The 17,238-nt window shown below is 65.5% G+C and carries 15 protein-coding genes; 10 read left to right on the top strand and 5 right to left on the bottom strand.

Annotated elements, in window-relative coordinates; translation table 11 throughout:
- Positions 1-11 precede the first annotated feature (11 nt).
- The 5 genes from rnc to acpS are packed head-to-tail and all read left to right on the top strand — an operon-like array spanning position 12 to position 3,482.
- On the top strand, positions 12-698 hold the full coding sequence (gene rnc / locus V6X63_RS08540; RefSeq protein ID WP_367967820.1) for a ribonuclease III: 687 nt from the start codon (positions 12-14) through the stop codon (positions 696-698).
- Positions 691-1,614, top strand: a complete 924-nt coding sequence (gene era / locus V6X63_RS08535; RefSeq protein WP_367966286.1) for a GTPase Era — start codon at positions 691-693, stop codon at positions 1,612-1,614. The genes rnc and era overlap by 8 nt, the downstream gene beginning before the upstream one ends.
- Entirely contained in the window at positions 1,611-2,366 is a 756-nt protein-coding gene (gene recO / locus V6X63_RS08530) for a DNA repair protein RecO (protein WP_367966287.1), read from the top strand. The genes era and recO overlap by 4 nt, the downstream gene beginning before the upstream one ends.
- Positions 2,341-3,090, top strand: coding sequence for a pyridoxine 5'-phosphate synthase (gene pdxJ, locus V6X63_RS08525; RefSeq protein ID WP_367966288.1), 750 nt, complete (start codon positions 2,341-2,343; stop codon positions 3,088-3,090). The genes recO and pdxJ overlap by 26 nt, the downstream gene beginning before the upstream one ends.
- Positions 3,087-3,482, top strand: coding sequence for a holo-ACP synthase (gene acpS / locus V6X63_RS08520; RefSeq protein WP_367966289.1), 396 nt, complete (start codon positions 3,087-3,089; stop codon positions 3,480-3,482). The genes pdxJ and acpS overlap by 4 nt, the downstream gene beginning before the upstream one ends.
- On the opposite strand, the gene V6X63_RS08515 is transcribed toward acpS, so the two are convergent.
- Together V6X63_RS08515 and xseA are read right to left on the bottom strand one after the other, a co-directional pair.
- Complete coding sequence (locus V6X63_RS08515) at positions 3,479-6,967, bottom strand: FAD-dependent oxidoreductase (RefSeq protein ID WP_367978637.1); 3,489 nt, start codon at positions 6,965-6,967, stop codon at positions 3,479-3,481. The two genes, acpS and V6X63_RS08515, sit on opposite strands and share 4 nt — an antisense overlap.
- A gap of 91 nt (positions 6,968-7,058) precedes the next feature.
- A complete protein-coding gene (xseA, locus tag V6X63_RS08510; RefSeq protein ID WP_367978636.1) occupies positions 7,059-8,429 on the bottom strand; it encodes an exodeoxyribonuclease VII large subunit in 1,371 nt (456 codons plus the stop codon).
- Positions 8,430-8,548: 119 nt separating this feature from the next.
- Here xseA and guaB point away from each other — a divergent pair, with 119 nt between their 5' ends.
- Positions 8,549-10,015, top strand: coding sequence for an IMP dehydrogenase (gene guaB, locus V6X63_RS08505; RefSeq protein WP_367978635.1), 1,467 nt, complete (start codon positions 8,549-8,551; stop codon positions 10,013-10,015).
- Between the two features lie 4 nt (positions 10,016-10,019).
- Complete coding sequence (guaA, locus tag V6X63_RS08500; RefSeq protein WP_367978634.1) at positions 10,020-11,603, top strand: glutamine-hydrolyzing GMP synthase; 1,584 nt, start codon at positions 10,020-10,022, stop codon at positions 11,601-11,603.
- Positions 11,604-11,624: 21 nt separating this feature from the next.
- On the opposite strand, the gene V6X63_RS08495 is transcribed toward guaA, so the two are convergent.
- The gene (locus V6X63_RS08495; protein ID WP_367978633.1) at positions 11,625-12,032 is read right to left on the bottom strand and encodes a hypothetical protein; all 408 of its coding nucleotides are present in this window, start codon (positions 12,030-12,032) and stop codon (positions 11,625-11,627) included.
- A gap of 139 nt (positions 12,033-12,171) precedes the next feature.
- The gene (locus V6X63_RS08490; RefSeq protein WP_367966295.1) at positions 12,172-13,428 is read right to left on the bottom strand and encodes a phophatidylserine decarboxylase associated domain-containing protein; all 1,257 of its coding nucleotides are present in this window, start codon (positions 13,426-13,428) and stop codon (positions 12,172-12,174) included.
- Between the two features lie 63 nt (positions 13,429-13,491).
- Between V6X63_RS08490 and tadA the strand changes: the two genes are divergently transcribed.
- The 3 genes from tadA (at position 13,492) to V6X63_RS08475 (ending at position 16,299) form a co-directional block, all read left to right on the top strand.
- Positions 13,492-14,055: a tRNA adenosine(34) deaminase TadA gene (tadA, locus tag V6X63_RS08485; protein WP_408022307.1), complete on the top strand. Its 564-nt coding sequence runs from the start codon at positions 13,492-13,494 to the stop codon at positions 14,053-14,055.
- A 98-nt stretch (positions 14,056-14,153) separates the two neighbouring features.
- Positions 14,154-15,269 carry an alcohol dehydrogenase family protein gene (locus V6X63_RS08480; RefSeq protein WP_367978631.1) on the top strand — a complete coding sequence of 372 codons (1,116 nt, stop codon included), beginning with the start codon at positions 14,154-14,156 and terminating at the stop codon, positions 15,267-15,269.
- Positions 15,256-16,299 (top strand): proline racemase family protein, encoded by a 1,044-nt coding sequence (locus V6X63_RS08475; RefSeq protein ID WP_367978630.1) that lies wholly within the window; start codon positions 15,256-15,258, stop codon positions 16,297-16,299. The genes V6X63_RS08480 and V6X63_RS08475 overlap by 14 nt, the downstream gene beginning before the upstream one ends.
- A 24-nt stretch (positions 16,300-16,323) precedes the next feature.
- Here V6X63_RS08475 and V6X63_RS08470 read toward each other — a convergent pair whose 3' ends face one another.
- Complete coding sequence (locus V6X63_RS08470) at positions 16,324-17,229, bottom strand: isopenicillin N synthase family dioxygenase (protein WP_367978629.1); 906 nt, start codon at positions 17,227-17,229, stop codon at positions 16,324-16,326.
- Between the last annotated feature and the right edge of the window lie 9 nt (positions 17,230-17,238).

Raw genomic sequence — 17,238 nt, 5'->3', positions numbered from 1 at the left:
GGAGCGCAGTGCTGATGAATGATCTCCAACGCCTCGCCGAGCGGATCCAGTGGGACTTTGACGAACCGACGCTGCTGCAGCAGTCGGTGACGCATCGCAGCTCGGATGGCCCCAACAACGAGCGTCTGGAGTTTCTCGGTGACGCCATCCTCAACTTCGTGATCGCTTCGGAAATCTTCGAGCGTCGGCCCGACCTGCGCGAGGGCGAGCTCAGCCGGTTGCGGGCCGCTCTGGTGAACAAGAACGCGCTGGCGGAGATCGCCCGGGATATTGCCCTTGGCCCGCACATCGTCCTGGGCAGCGGCGAGCTCAAGACCGGTGGTCGTCGTCGCGACTCCATTCTCGCCGACGCCCTTGAGGCAGTCATCGGCGCGGTCTATCTCGACGGCGGTTACGAGGCCGGTCGCGATCTCGTGCTGCGCCTGTTCAGTGTGCATCTGGCGCGACTGCCGGACATGGAGGCACTCAAGGATCCCAAGACCCGCCTGCAGGAGTATCTGCAGGCGCGGCATCTGGAACTGCCCCATTATGATGTCGAGCACGTCAGCGGCCGTGCTCATGAGCAGACCTTCCGCGTACTCTGCAACTGTGAATCCCTTCAGCTGGCAGGGCAGGGTGTCGCCGGAAACCGGCGCCAGGCGGAGCAGGCCGCCGCGGACGACCTGCTCTCGAAAATCGCCGGAGCCGACGATGACTGACCTCCATGGATCCCCCCCGCCGGATACCCTGCCGGCCGGCTTCGTCGCGCTGGTGGGCCGACCCAATGTCGGCAAGTCCACGCTGCTCAACGCGTTGCTCGGCCAGAAGGTCAGCATCGCCACCCGCAAGCCGCAGACCACCCGGCATCGTATCCTGGGCATTCATCAGCGGGATGATGCCCAGATCGTCTATGTCGATACGCCAGGTCTCCACGAGGGCGGGCGCACCGCCATGAACCGCTACATGAACGAGGCGGCCGGCAGCGCACTGAGCGAAGTCGACGTCGTGGTCTTCGTGACCGAGGCGGGTCGCTGGACCGAGGCAGACGAGCGCGTGCTCCGGCGGCTCAGGGGCAGCAATGCGCCAGTGATCGCCGTGATCAACAAAGCGGACCGCGTGCGCGACAAGAACCGCCTGCTCCCCGAGATCGCCCGGATGGCGGAGCGCGCGGAATTTCCAGCGGTCGTGCCGGTCTCGGCAGAGAAGAGAGACAACCTCGAAGCCCTTGAAACGGCCATCATTGACCACCTGCCAAGCAGCCCGCCGCTCTTCCCGCGTGATCAGGTGACCGATCGTGACGAGCGTTTCATGGCGACCGAGCTGGTTCGTGAGCAGGTCACCCTGATGCTCGGCGATGAGCTCCCCTACGCCAGTACCGTTGAGATCGAGGCGTTCGAGCAGGAGGGGCGGCTGCGCCGCATAGCCGCGATCATCTGGGTGGAGCGCGTCGGCCAGCGCCGCATCGTCATCGGCGAGGGTGGCGAGCGGATCAAGCGGATCGGCGCGGCATCCCGCCGGGAAATGGAGCGGCTCTTCGGTGGACGCGTCTACCTCAAGCTCTGGGTCAAGGTCCGCGAGGGCTGGTCCGATGATGTACGGATGCTTCAGTCACTTGGATATACCCCGCCGGAATGAATTCGGGCCCACGGGACGTGACGCTGGAACCGGGCTTCGTCCTCCATGCGCGACCCTATCGGGACACCAGCCTGCTCGTTGAACTGCTCACCCGCGATCATGGCCGTGTGGGAGTGGTGGCCCGGGGTGTCCGCAGTGGCCGCTCGCGACTGGCGGGCCTGCTCCAGCCCCTGCAGCCCCTGGCCCTGTCCTGGCGGAGCCGCGCCGAACTCGGCTCGCTGCGCGGTGCTGAGCCGGCCGGCCGGCCATTCCTGCTTCGCGGAAGGCGACTGGTCAGCGGACTCTACGCCAATGAACTGCTCATCCGGCTGCTCGGGCGCGAGGATCCCCATCCCGGGCTCTTCGAGCGTTATCTGACGCTGCTTGAGGGGCTGGCCGAGGGCGTGTCCGAACCGGTCGCCCTGCGCGGCTTCGAGCGCGACCTCCTGGCCCTGCTCGGCTACGGCCTGCCCCTGAAGCGGGATACACGTGATGCACCGCTGGTGCCTGATCAGTGGTACCGGTACGATCCCGCGCATGGCGCCACGCCGGTCGCTGGCCCGCAGACAGGGGGCGTGGTGGTCAGCGGCGCGACCCTGCTGGCCCTGGCCTCGGAATCACTGACCGAGTCCACGGCCCGCGCCAGCCGCGATCTGATGCGGGCGGCACTGAAACCGCATCTGGGTAATCGACCGCTCAAGACACGCGAGCTCTACAGCCGCTTCACAGCCAGGGGAGAACAGGAAAATGGCCCATCATCAGGGCAGCCTTGAGCCGCTGCTTGGCGTCAACGTTGATCATGTGGCGAGTCTGCGCCGGAGTCGCGGTACCCGTTACCCCGATCCCGTTCATGCCGCCCAGCTGGCGGAACAAGCCGGGGCCGATGCCATTACGGTGCACCTGCGTGAGGATCGCCGGCATATCAACGACCGCGACGTTGAACTGCTTGCCCAAACCCTTCAGACCCGCATGAATCTGGAGATGGCGATCACCGATGAGATGCTCGCCATCGCCGCTCGCGTGCAGCCGACGGACTGTTGTCTCGTCCCCGAACGCCGCGAGGAACTCACCACCGAAGGCGGGCTGGACGTCGCCGGCGAGGTCGGGCGGTGCGCGGCTGCCTGCCAGTCACTGGCGGACGCCGGTTGCCGCGTGTCGCTGTTCATCGATCCGGATCCGGCGCAACTCCATGCCGCCGTGGAGGCCGGTGCGCCGGTGGTGGAACTGCATACCGGGGCATTTGCCGAGGCCCGCAGTGATACGGATATTCACGCCGAGTTCCAGCGCATCCAGCAGGCGGCCGCGCTGGGGCACTCGCTCGGCCTGCAGGTCAACGCCGGCCATGGCCTGCACTATCACAACGTCGCGCCGGTCGCCGCGCTTCCCGAGATCACCGAGCTCAATATCGGGCACGCCATCGTCTCCCGCGCGCTCTTCACGGGGCTCACGGAGGCGGTGCGGGAGATGAAGCGGCTCATCCGCGAGGCGCGGCATTGAGCATCGTCGGTATCGGCACGGATATCGTCGAGACAGCGCGCCTTGAGCGGATGCAGGCCGACCATGGCGAGCGTCTGGCCGCCCGCCTGCTGGCAGGCAGTGAATGGCCCGGCTACCGGCGGGCGCTCTCCAGCGGCCCGGGTGAGGCGGCTGCATTTCTGGCGCGACGCTTCGCCGCCAAGGAGGCGGCGGCCAAGGCACTCGGCTGCGGAATCGGCGGGGAGGCGGGTTTCCGTGACGTTCGCGTGACGCACGATGAGGCGGGCGCACCTGTGCTCAGGTTTGATGGACCGGCCGCCCGGCGGGCCGAGCGGCTGGGTGTTCAAGCCGCGCACCTGAGCATCAGCGATGAACGCCGCTACGCCATCGCGATGGTGGTTCTCGAGCGCTAACCCGTCTCTGCCTCCGGCAGGACCTGCTCCAGCCATTGGGCGTTCAGCCGGTCGCTGAGCCGGTTCTGCTGCTGACGGGCGGAGAGATTGTCCAGGTCGATCCAGGTCAGTGGCTGATCCTGGCCGGCGCAGGAGAACACCGGTCGCGTGCGCTTGCCGGTCTCGGGGTCGACCTGCCACTGCAGGCACTGGGCACAGACGCCCTGCATCATGCACTGCATCGGGCTGCCAACGGTCCCGAATGCATCGCAGTCTTCCGCCACGAGTCCAGCCAGATCGCCGCGGACGGCATGCTGGAAGCCCTTGAGGAGTCCTGTGCCCCCCATGACCATGATGCGGTCGACATCCGACAGTGGGATACCGCCCTGAGCCGGGCCGATTTCACCGGCGCCGTAGCGCTTGACCACATCAATCATGTCGGTGGCATGAAGGCTCACGTCCTGAGGCCGTCGGGCCTCGATCAGCTCATCCTTCGCGGTACACCAGATGATCTGATCCGCACCAGCCTCCAGTTCGTCCTGGTGGTCGACATCGCCGGCACCGCCGAACGCCGCCACGTAGAGAACGCGATTGCCGGCGGCACGCAGCGCCGCACCGATATCGAGCATCACGGCGGCACCCCAGCGACCGGCCACGACCATGATCGTGCGGTTGGTGGGCATATCGGTCGGTGCGCCGGTTGGCCCCATCAGGACCAGCGGATCGCCTGGCTGCAGGCGTCCCACGAGCCGGGGGCCAGCCCCCCACTGCAGGACCATCAGCCGGATACAGTCATCGCGGACGCCGGTACCCGAGACGGTGATCAGCGGAATCTGCAGGCGGGTGTCCTGCACCACCGGCGACAGCGACTCGAAGGTCTGCAGCCGGAAGAACTGTCCCGCGCGGAAGTTACGCGCCGCCATCGGTGCACGCACCCAGATCTCCACCATGGCGGGATTGTCCCGCCGGACCTCCACCACCCGGGCGGTGAGCAGATCGTCCATCCGCCCGAGGAAATCGGCATGCGCCTCGTCACTGCCCGGTGCCTCATGGGCCATGGTGGCCTCGACATAGGGATAGGTCCGCATGCCCGAGGCGATGGCCTTGACCACACTACCGTGGAAGGCCGGATGCGTGTCGCCGATGAAGGTGACCCGACGCCCCCCTTCGTTGTAGGAGGTGAAGGGACCGAAGACCTTCGACTTGCAGTGCTCGGTGTCGTCCACGGGCTCCAGTCCCTGATCGGTGGGCGTATGCGCCAGGAAGTGATTGCCGTCGAGCCGGAAGGTGTCGTGATGTTCGCGCTCGTAAATCGTGTTGGGCACCGTGCCTGCAGCGATGAAAATGGCCCGCGCGGGCAGTCGGCGCTCGGCGCCCGTCGGCACCCAATGGCCATCCCGATGGGCCAGTTCGCGGCAGATGAGGGCGCTCACATGCTCGTACTCGTCCACCTCGGCATGGAGTGGCTCGAGCCCCTCGGCATAGTAAAGCGCTTCCTCCGTGGCCTTGATGACTTCCTCGTGGTTGCGCACGTAGGCGGGGGAATCCGTCATGCCCTTGCGGTAGGCAACGGTGACGCCGCCCCAGGCGCGAATGAGCGGATTGAAGTCGGGCTCGCGGTCCTCAGCGGCGGCCCTGGCCCGCTCTTCGCGGATGGCCCGCCCATGGTCGACGAATTCGGTCAGGGTTGCCTGATCCTCGTCGTTCATGCCGGCGGTGACGGCCTCGGTGCCGAGTTGCTCCGACAGCCGTTCATAGCGCTCCAGGATCTTCTCGACCTGTTTGACGTAATACGCCTGGACCTCGGTGGCAGTGTCGATGCCGGTCAGGCCGCCACCGACGACCACGGCGGGCAGCCGCACCTGCAGGCTCGCCAGGCTTGATGCCTTGGCGGCGCCGGTGAGCTGCAGTGCCATGAGAAAGTCGCTTGCCTGGCGCATTCCCCGGGCCAGACTGTTGCCCATGTGCACCACCCGCGGCAGCCCGGCACCAGTGGCGTTGACGACGTGATCGAAGCCAAGTGACCAGGCGTCCTCCAGCGTGACGGTACCGCCCAGCCGGGCGCCGCCGAACACTCGGAAGTTGTGCCGCCGGGCCAGCGTCAGATAGATCAGTTTCAGGAAATTCTTGTCCCAGCGCACAGTGATCCCGTACTCGGCGACACCGCCAAAGCCGAGCAGGATGCGCTCATCGAGATCTTCCTGCAGGTCGGCCCACTTTTCGACCGGATGCTTCAGCAGATCCGTTGGCAGCGGCTCGATCTTGAGTCCGTCGATACCCACCACGGCCGTGCCGTTCATGGTGAGATGATGCGCCATGGTGAAGCCTGCCGGGCCCATGCCGGCGACCAGCACGCGGCGGTTGTTGTCCGGGCGCTGGATGTACTGCTCGCGGCGTAGCGGGTTCCAGCGGGTCAGTAGATGATAGAGCTCCACGCCCCAGGTGAGGTCGAGACTGTCCGTGAGCACGCGGGTCTCGATCTGCGGGATGTTGACCGGGTCCTGCTTCTGGTAGATGCAGCCCTTCATGCAGTCATTGCAGATGCGATGGCCGGTCGCCGGGACCATGGGATTGTCGACCATGATCATGGCCAGTGCGGCGAGGTTGTAGCCATCGCGGCGCAGGACATGCATCTCGGAGATCTTCTCCTCGAGCGGGCAGCCGGTGAGCGTGACGCCCAGCGGATCCACCTTGAAGCCGAGCTCGGGCTGGGCCTTTTTCTCCGGGAAACCGCGGGAGCAGAAATCGCCCTCGTGGTCATGGCAGTAGATGCAATAGTGGATCTCGCTCTGTACGTCGCGACTGCCCATGCGGCCATCGGTCAGCGAAAAGCCGTCGCGGTGCCGCCAGCGCCCGGGATCCGCCTGCCGTCGATCCACACCGTCCACCTCCACCGTCTCGGTGGGCACCAGATCGAAGTGGTCGACCCGCTCGGGGAGCCGGAAGCTCGCCCAGCCCCTCACGCGCGCCTGACCGGCGGCTGTCTGGCGCGCAAGCTTGCACCAGGCGGTGAGTGTCTCAATGGCATCGGCGTTGGCCGCTTCGTCCTCCAGCAGTGCCATGCCGAATCGTGCGATGGCACGCTCCTCGTCGTCGTTCTCGACGTGCCCGAGACTCGCGCGGACCGCGGCATCGAGTTCCTCGAAGCCGTACTCAACCGGACGGCGGTGTTTCTTGACGCGGCGCTGGACGAAGGCCTGCTTGAACTGCATCACCACGTCGTCCGCCAGGATCGATTCGCGCAGCGCATTCAGCTCTGATTCGATCCCGAAGAGCCGGCCGATGAAGGTCTCGACATGCGGACCGAGTTCGATCAGCAGCTCGCTGTTCTCGGTGCCAGGCAGGTCCGTCCCGCGGCCGCGGTAGTCGAGCAGCCGGGCGGCCAGTGAGGGCGCTGCGGTCTTCAGGTCATCAAGAAAGGCCTGGTCAAGCCGATAGAGGCCCTCAGGCGTCTGCAGGCTGGCGAAGTCGAGGCCGTAGCGGCCGAGGCTGACGTCGAGATCCATAATCTCCCAAGGGTGCGGTGCGGATAGTGCCGCCATGATGCGCGTGGGGCGCCAACTCAACAAGCCAGACGCGATGCGGTTTTGCCCTGGATCAGTTCTCGCCGGTGAGCGGCGTATCGTCGTCATGGCCCTCGACCCGGGCCAGGAGTGTTCCCTGGCCGAGGCGGGCCTGGATCTGCTCGCCGACACTCACCGATGATGCCTCGCGGAGAATGGTGCCATCGGAGGCCTGCTGGACGATGGCGTATCCGCGATGGAGCGTCGCCAGGGGACTGACACTCTCCAGCGCACGACCGTTCTCGTGCAGCCGGGCCCTGCGCAGCGCGATCACCTCCCGCATGGCGCGCTCGAGTCGCTGTCCGAGATGGGCGCGATGGGTGCCCAGGCGCTGGATGAGATGACTCGGCGGGTGGGTCCGCAATCGCCGCTCCAGGTTGCGCAGGGCCGTCGACCGGCCGGAGAGCGTTGTCTGGATGGCCCGCGTCAGCCGCTGGTCGAGTTCATCGAGCCGCTGCGCGCGATCCCGTAACCGGCGACCCGGGTGTTGTGCAGCCAGTCGGCGGTCCAGGCCCGCGACTGTCTCGGCGCGTGTGCGGAGCGTCCGCGACAGCGCCTGACGCAGTCGGTCGACTCCCCGGGCAAGCGTTCCACTCAACGCCTCGCCATCGGGTGACAGCCGCTCGGCGGCGGCGGATGGCGTGGCGGCACGCTCATCAGCCACCAGATCGGTAATGGCGATGTCCACCTCGTGGCCGACGGCGCTGATCACCGGCAATGAGCAGCGTTGGATGGCGCGGGCGACCGCCTCCTCGTTGAACGCCTGCAGGTCTTCCAGTGAACCACCACCGCGGCCAACCACGAGAACATCCACCTCGTCGCGGAGATCGGCCAGATCAATGGCGCTGGCGATCTCCTCAGCGGCGCCGTCGCCCTGCACGCGGACCGGATAGATCAGGATGGGCAGTGCAGGGAAGCGCCGTCCCAGCACGCTGATGACATCGCGTATGGCCGCGCCGGTTGGCGATGTGATTACACCGATCCGCTTCGGCAGGGCGGGAATCGGGCGCTTGAGTGCAGGGTCGAAGAGGCCCTCACGCCCAAGGCGCTCCTTCAGTGCCTCGAAGGCCCGCTGCAATGCGCCATCGCCGGCGGGCTCCATATGCTCGGCGATCAGCTGATATTCCCCGCGCGGGGCGTAGAGGCCGATCCGGGCCCGCAGCCGCACCTGATCGCCGTTCTCGGGCGTGAAGCGCAGCCGCATCGCGCGGTTGCGGAACAACGCACAGCGCACCTGGGATTCGGCATCCTTCAGCGTGAAGTAGGCGTGACCGGAGCGGGGGCGGACGAGGTTTGAGATCTCGCCCTCGACCCATATCAACGGGAAGGCCTGTTCCAGGAGCATGCGGACCTCCTGGTTCAGCCTTGAGACGCTGTAGATGTCCTGACGCTCCGCTTCGCTCATGGGCACAGCCTAGCAGTTGACCGGCGGGTTGGCTGGGGGGGGGCGATACATTGCCGCTGTAACGAATCCGGCCGTATAATGGACGGTTATCCCGCCAAGCGCCACGAGAGGACGTCGCCATGCAGATCGCCCAGGAAGCCCTGACCTTTGATGACGTTCTTCTGCTGCCGGACTACTCCGAGGTCCTGCCCCGTGATGTCGATCTGGCCACCCGCGTGACCCGCGACATCCGGCTCAACATACCGCTGCTGTCGGCCGCCATGGATACCGTCACCGAGGCCCGGCTCGCCATTTCGCTCGCCGAACAGGGCGGGCTCGGCGTGGTGCACAAGAGCATGAGCATCGAGGCGCAGGCCCGTGAGGTGCGGACGGTCAAGAAGTTCGAGAGCGGTGTGATCAAGGAGCCGATCACCGTGCACCCCGAGGCCAGCATCCGCGAGGTCCTGCTGCTCATGGGGCAGCACGGCATCTCCGGCGTGCCTGTCGTCCAGGGCAGTCAGCTCGTCGGCATCGTGACCAGCCGGGATCTGCGTTTCGAGACCCGGCTCGATCTGCCAGTGACCGAGGCGATGACGCCACAGGCCCGTCTGGTGACGGTGCAGGAAGGGGCCGAGCGCGACGAAATCCTCACGCTGCTCCACCGTCACCGGATCGAGAAGCTGCTGGTGGTCAACGGCGAGTTCCAGCTCCGGGGCATGATCACCGTCAAGGATATCCAGAAGGCTGAGGACTTCCCGAACGCGTGCAAGGACGAGCACGGCCGGCTGCGGGTCGGCGCCGCTGTATCCACCGGCGAGGGGACGGAGGAACGCGTCGAGGCGCTCGCCGCGGCGGGGGTCGATCTGCTCGTGGTTGACACGGCCCATGGCCACAGTCGCGGCGTCATTGATCGAGTGGCGTGGGTCAAGAAGCACTTCCCGGATGTGCAGGTCGTCGGTGGCAACATCGCCACCGGTGATGCCGCCGTCGCGCTGGTCGAAGCCGGTGCCGACGCCGTCAAGGTGGGGATCGGTCCGGGGTCGATCTGTACGACGCGGGTCATCGCCGGCGTCGGCGTGCCTCAGATCAGTGCCATCGACAACGCCGTGAGCGCCCTCAAGGGCCGCGATGTCCCGGTCATCGCCGACGGCGGTATCCGGTTCTCCGGTGACATGGCCAAGGCCATGGCGGCGGGTGCGCACTGTGTGATGATGGGTAGCATGTTCGCCGGCACCGAAGAGGCACCGGGCGAGGTCGAGCTGTACCAGGGGCGCAGTTACAAGTCCTATCGCGGCATGGGCTCGATCGGTGCCATGTCGAGCAGCCAGGGCTCGTCCGACCGGTATTTCCAGGAGAATGCCGGGAATGTCGACAAGCTGGTGCCCGAGGGCATCGAGGGTCGCGTGCCCTATAAGGGGCCGATGAACGTCATCGTCCATCAGCTCCTCGGTGGGCTGCGCGCGAGCATGGGCTACTGCGGCTGCCGGGATATCGACGAATTCCGCTCGCGGGCCAAGTTTGCCCGTATCACCAACTCCGGCGTTCGAGAGGGCCACGTCCATGACGTGAGCATCACCAAGGAAGCGCCCAACTACCGCAGCGACTGAGCGCATGACCCAGGACATCCATGCCGAGCGCATCCTGATTCTGGATTTCGGCTCGCAGTACACCCAGCTCATTGCCCGGCGCGTCCGCGAGGCGGGTGTCTATTGCGAAATCCGCCCCTGGGATGTTGATGGTACCGCCATACGGGACTTTGCCCCCCGCGGCATCATCCTCTCCGGCGGGCCGGAGTCGGTTCACGAGGATAGCGAGCGGACCCCGCGGGTTGATGACGCGGTGCTCGAGGCCGGCGTCCCGGTGCTGGGCATCTGCTACGGCATGCAGGCGCTGGCCCATCAGCTGGGCGGCGTCGTCGAGGCCTCATCGACCAAGGAGTTCGGCTACGCCGAGGTGCGGGCCCGCGGTCACTCCGTGCTGCTCAGGGATATCGAGGATCGCACCAACGCCGAGGGGCATGGCCTGCTCGATGTCTGGATGAGTCACGGCGATCGGGTGGCCGAGCTACCCGACGGCTTCAAGGTCATCGCCAGTACACCGGCCGCGCCCATTGCCGGGATTGGCGATGATGCGCGCGGCCTCTACGGATTACAGTTCCATCCCGAGGTTACGCACACGCATCAGGGCCAACGCATTCTCGAGCGCTTCGTCCACGAGGTCTGCGGCTGTTCGGGCGACTGGACCGCCGGTAACATCATCGACGACCTGGTGGCCCGCGTCCGCGATGTCGTGGGTGATGAGAACGTCCTGCTGGGTCTCTCCGGTGGGGTCGACTCGTCGGTGGTGGCGGCGCTTTTGCACAAGGCCATTGGCGATCAGCTGACCTGCGTGTTCGTCGACAATGGGCTCCTGCGGCTCGGCGAGGGCGACGAGGTCATGCAGACTTTCGCCCGGCATATGGGGATCCGGGTGATCCGCGTTGACGCCGAGGATCGTTTTCTGGGCGCGCTGGCGGGCGAGGCCGACCCCGAGGCCAAACGCAAGATCATCGGGCGGACCTTCATCGAGGTATTCGACGAGGAGGCCGGCAGGCTCGACAATATCCAGTGGCTTGCCCAGGGCACCATCTACCCCGATGTCATCGAGTCGGCGGGTGCCAGCACTGGCAAGGCCCATGTCATCAAGTCGCATCACAACGTCGGCGGGCTGCCCGAGCGCATGAACCTGAAGCTCCTCGAGCCGCTGCGGGAGCTGTTCAAGGACGAAGTGCGCCGCATTGGACTGGAACTCGGCCTGCCCGCGGAGATGATCCACCGCCATCCGTTCCCGGGCCCGGGTCTCGGAGTCCGTATCCTCGGCGAGATTCACAAGGAATACGCCGACTGCCTGCGACAGGCCGACGCCATCTTTATCGAGGAGCTGCGCGCCAGCGGTTGGTATGAGAAGACCAGCCAGGCTTTCGCCGTCTTCCTGCCGGTACGCTCAGTGGGGGTAACAGGCGATGGCCGACGCTATGAGTGGGTGGTGGCCTTGCGGGCGGTGGAGACCATCGATTTCATGACCGCGCGCTGGGCGCATCTGCCCTATGACTTCCTCGATCACGTCTCGCGCCGCATCATCAACGAAATCGAGGGGATCTCGCGGGTGGTCTACGATATCTCCGGCAAGCCGCCCGCGACGATCGAGTGGGAGTAGGTGTTCATCGAGGTCCGATGATCACTGACGATCCAGCTCGTTACATGCAGCCACGAGGCTTCGCCCGGTTGCACTCGCGGCGTGGTGATAGCAGAGCTCCAGCTTGTCGGGTGCCGTCAACTCGAAGGAATACGTGCCGTCATAGTCGGCCATGACGCCCGACAGGAGGTCGGCCCTGAACGCACCCACGAGCGGCTCCTCTTCACCGCCCGAAGAGACGCGGCCGGAGAAGCTTCGCCCTTCAGCCCTGTCGATGACAAGGGTGAACTCGGTCTTGAGAAATCTGGCGCTACTGCCGCGCTCAGTGTCGAAGTGCTCATTCGCACCGATGACGGTGGCGCTGGATGCGCCTTTCCATGTGCCAAGAATATCCGGATCCTGGGCATATGCCAGAGACGATGTACATAGAAGAAACCCCAGAACGGCCATGTTGCGTGCAGCAGGCATATTCAAGTTCCCATTCAGATTTGTGAAACCAATCTCCGGCGGCGAGCCGGCATGACCGCCGGATCCGTTCCCGCGTCCAGCCCCTCCGAGCAGGCGTGAAGGAGGGGCGGAGCGTTTTTGGTTATCGGGCTGTCGCGAACCGCGCGTTCGCCTCGACGGTGGATTTTTCCTTGATCGCCGGGTCGAGTGTAACGGCATCCGGCTCGAACAGGGTGGTTACCGTCGAGCCGCCATAGCTGAAGTAACCGAGTTCATCGCCCTTGCGGACTCGATCGCCGGGCTTCACGCCCAGCGTGATCGATGAAATCTCGGTAATGCCGATCGGTGAGAACGCCACGTAACCCAGATCCTCGTCGTCGGCTTTCACGATGACCAGACCCCGCGTGTTCACCGAGGCGTCGTAGCCCTGGGATTCGATACCGGCATCGCCATCAAAGCCCAGCACTCTCAGTTCGCTGAACATGAAGCCGTCGATGACGCGCGCCTCGACGACCTCGCCACTCACCGGGCTGTTGAAGCGATGGTAGTTGTTGCCGCTCAGGAACGTCTGGACGATGGTGCCGCCAACAAAACGGTCGGTATAGGGGCTGCCCGCCAGCATTTCCTCCAGCGAGTAGGGTTCGCTTTTCAGCCAGTATTTCGCCGTGCGCTTCGCCTCCGGCTCTATCTTGTAGACGGTGCCGTCACTCGGCAGCACCACGACGCTCCCGTCATCGGGCGCCGCGATGGGACGGAGCTCGGGCTTGATCCGCTTGTGGAAGAATGCGTTGAACGATTCGAATCCCCCGTGGGGATCGTCGGCATCCGGAATGATGAACGAATCAAGGTCATTCTCGCGGTACGACTCCGGACTCAGCCACCCGTTCTCCCGATTGAGGACATGCACCGAGTCCGGCGAGTCGAGGTAGGCCTTCCACTCATCGAGCACGGCCTTCAGGGCCGCGTTGAGCTCACGGTTGGTCAGAAGATACTCGCCGGCCGGGGTGTACATCATCTGCACGAAAAGCGCGGACATCGGGAAGTGACTCGGCGCCTGGTATTCCGGGGCCTTGTGGATGATCCCGTTCATGATGCCGAGCAGTTCGTCCACGTTGCGGGCGGGGCGGATGGCCTCTGGTACCTGCTCGATCATGCGGTTCATGTTGATCTGGATGCCCGGGTCCGATTCGATCAGATCCTGCAGTGCCTGGACCGATTCGACATAGGGCTCGGGCTTTGTGTCGAGTGACCGCAGCCATTCGACATAGTGCTCATATTTCGACGCATGCATGCCGACCGCGCGGTCGGCATCACTGGCGGATACGGCCAGCGGCATCAACATCAGCGCCATCGTCATCCCGAGGGGAATTGACCGGAAGGGCATCCGTTTCGCTTTCATTTTCAGTTCTCCCTGATGATTTCCCTGGCCCGGCGCTTCGGTCACAACGCGCCGGTCTGTAAAGTGCGAGGGGAGATTAAACCAGAAAACCGTCGCCGTATGCCCCGCCGGGGATCATCCCCCGCTGGCTCATGGCATGGCGCCGCGCTAGGCTGTCGGACGATGAATGGGACAGCCGCAGATTCGGTCTTTATGGGTCACGCGCTTTCGCTCGCCGCAAGGGCGGCGACGACTGGCGAGGTGCCGGTCGGTGCGGTCCTGGTGCTTGACGGCGGGATCGTCGGTGAGGGGTTCAATCAGCCGATCGCGTTGCATGACCCCACCGCGCATGCCGAGATCGTCGCCCTTCGGGCCGCGGGCGCCCGTCTGGGGGCCTATCGTCTGCCGGGGAGCACAATGTTCGTCACGCTCGAGCCCTGTCCCATGTGCATCGGCGCCATGATTCATGCCCGTGTCGAGCGCCTCGTCTTTGCCGCCAGTGATCCAAAGACCGGCGCCTGTGGTGGCGCCATGAGCCTGCATCGAGACTCGACACACAACCATCGAATCGCGGTCGAGGGCGGGCTTGAGGGGGAGAGGGCCGCCGCGATGCTGCAGGAGTTCTTCGGGGCTCGCCGAGGGGCTTGAGCGGAGCGCCAGTTCCCCACTACATTGGAACGCCTTTCCGGTCGCCTGCCACCGGTCCCATCAATCAGCGCCCCGGCGCCCCGAGCCAGCGAGAAACCGTGAATTCGAAAGCAATCCCCGAGACCATGGCCGCCGTCCTGCTCACCCGCCATGGTGGACTCGATGCCCTGGAATACCGCACTGACGTTCCCGTGCCCAAGCCGGCCGCCGGCGAGGTGCTTATCGAGGTCCGTGCCTGCGGCATGAACAATACCGATGTGTGGGTACGCGAGGGCGCCTATGGCAGCGATACCGATCCCCAGGCGGTCTCCACGTGGCGGCGCGGGCGTTCGACCCTGACCTTTCCGCGTATCCAGGGGACGGATAGTGTCGGCCGGGTCGTCGCCGTTGGCGATGGCGTGCCAGTGTCGCGTATCGGCGAGCGGGTCGTCGTGGATTTCAGTCTCTACAATCGCGAGGACGACAGCCTTGCCGACATCGACTACATCGGTCATGGGCGGGATGGTGGCTATGCGGAGTACCAGTGCGTGCCGGCTGAAAATGCGCATGCTGTCGAGACGGATCTCACCGATGCCGAGCTCGCCACCTTCTGCTGCGCCTATCTGACCGGCGAGCATATGCTCGAGCGCGCTGCGGTCGAGGCCGGTGAGCGCGTCCTCGTCACCGGTGCCTCGGGGGGGGTCGGTTCCGGCATTGTTCAGCTCTGCCGCGCTCGTGACGCCATCCCTTACGCCGTGACACGGAGCGACAAGGCAGAGGCGCTGAAGGCGATCGGCGCCGAAGCCGTCATCGACCGTGCCGCCGATGACTGGGTCGCCGCGGTGGAGGAGGCCACTGGCGGCGAGGCCATCGACGTTGTGGCCGATCTCGTCGCCGGACCCCATTTCAACGATCTGTTGCGCATTCTCCGTCCGGAGGGCCGCTATACCACGGCTGGCGCCATCGCCGGGCCGGTGGTGGATCTCGACCTGCGTACGATGTACCTCAAGCAGCTCCAGCTGCACGGCTCCTCGCAGGGCCGGCGCAGCGATTTCAGGCGGCTGCTCGGACATGCACTCGCCGGTCGTATCCGACCGCTGCTTGATGCCGCCTACCCGCTGTCGGATTTCCACCGGGCGCAGACCGATTTCATGAACAAGGATTACGTGGGCAAGCTGGTGGTGGTTCCCGACCGGCACTGGGAACAGGTCGGGGCGCCCCATGCCGGTCGCTGACGGGGGAGCGCGCCTGGAGTGGACGGATGTCGCCGTTGGCACTGACATTCATCGCGTGGTCTTCTCCGGTGTGCCCGTCGACGCAACCCGTAGCGTGCGGCAGCGCATGGAATGGCTCAGCGGGCCGGGGGACGGCCTGCGCCGGCTGCTGATCGAGCCGCCCTATGGGTTGCCCGCCTTCTGCGTCGATCTGATCACGCCGCCGGATGATCCCGAGGCCGAGGCGGGGTTCATCATCATGGAGGTGATGGGTTATCCGTTCTTCTCCGGCTCCAACACCATGGCGACCGCCTGCGCGCTCGTCGAGAGCGGGCGGGTTCCGCGGACGACGGAGGATGGCGTGCAATGCGTGCGGCTACAGACGCCTGGCGGTCGGGTGGATGCCCATGTGACGCTGCAGGCGGGTCAGGTCACCTCGGTGTGCGTGGAAGGTGATGAAACCTTCGTCCACCGTGCCGATGCCTCGATCGAACTACCAGGTATCGGGACCGTCGCGTATGACCTGGTCTGGAGCGGTGGCCATTATGTGATGGTCGACGCCGATGCCGTCGGCCTGGCGCCTGAACGGGCCGGCGACGCAGAGGCGCTGGCCCTCGCCGCGCAGGTGATCGAGGCGGTGCAGCGGGATTTCGATCTCAGGCACCCGGTGCTGGGGGATGTGGGCCTGCCTCGATTCCTGCACTGGATGTGGCCGGAACGCGAGGAAACGCCCGGTTGCTGGGTGGCCACCGGTGGCACCTACGGGCATCCCGGTGTCCTCTGGGGCTGTCCCACAGGCACCGGCACGGTGGCACGTCTGGCACGGCTCAGCCGTCAGGGGCGTGCGGCGGTGGGCGCCACCCTGCGCAACACCAGTCCGGCTGGTACCACCTTTGAGGGCGCCGTGGTCAGTACGGGCATGGTGGGCGACTGCGCCAGCATCCGTACCCGGGTCAGTGGCGAACCCCGTGTGGTGGCGAGGATGACGCTTGATCTGCCGCCGGCAAGCCCACTGATCATGGACTGCTCACTGGACTGGCTGAACGGCTGAACGGCTGATCGGCGGGATCGCTTATCAGCCGTTCCCCATGTGCAGGTAGGTTTCGGCATAGCGCTGGCTGAGATGCTCCCCGGCGCTGATTCTCCGGCCGCATCCGGGCGGCGCGACGTTGGCCTCATAATCGGGGTTGAAGAAAAGTGGTGCCGATATCCGCTCCTCGGTGCCACCAATGACTCGATGGGGTGTGGCCTTGACCGCACCCGCGCTCCACATCTCAAGCATTTCCCCGAAGTTGATCACGAATGCGCCGGGTTCCGTATGGACGCCATGCCAGCGGCCGTCCCGGAGTTCCACCTCGAGGCCACCTCGGCCGTCGGTGGCGAGCAATGTGAGGCATCCGTAATCGGTATGGGTTGCGATGCCGAAATCGCGGTCGCCGGCCCAGGCCGGTCGTGGCGGATAGTAGTTGCCGCGTAGTAGTGCCATCGGCCGGGCGAACTTGTCGGTGAACGCGTCCGGATCGCGGCCGATGCCGCGGGCAATGCCCCGAAGCATCGTCATCGCTACCTGCCGGGCCCGTATGAAATAGTCCTCGACGGTTACCTGAAAATCGGCCGGTGAGCGGGGCCAGAGGTTTTCCGAGTAAACCGGAAGACTGGATAGTGGATCATCCGCGCTGAGCGGGACGCCGCAATCAAAGACTTCCTTGTAGTCCGGGTTGGCCACGGGGTCGACGCGCTCCGACCGGGAGGCCCCCCAGCCGCGGTTCGCGCCGGTGCGGGCCATATCCACTTCGGCCTTGAGGGCGGGATCCTGACGGAAGAACTGCCGGTAGGCCGCGAGCACCGCCCGTTGCTGCTCGGCGGTGACGGGTGTGTTCTCCAACAGAAGGAAGCCCACCTCACGGGCGCCGGAGGCTACCTCGCGCAGTGTGTCCGCATTACCCGCTTCAAGCTTTCGGAAATCGATACGTGGAATCAAGGCTGCTCC

The organism is Spiribacter onubensis, from assembly GCF_040838425.1.
In the GTDB taxonomy this organism is placed as follows: domain Bacteria; phylum Pseudomonadota; class Gammaproteobacteria; order Nitrococcales; family Nitrococcaceae; genus Spiribacter; species Spiribacter onubensis.
This window is presented reverse-complemented; position numbering and strand designations above follow the sequence as displayed.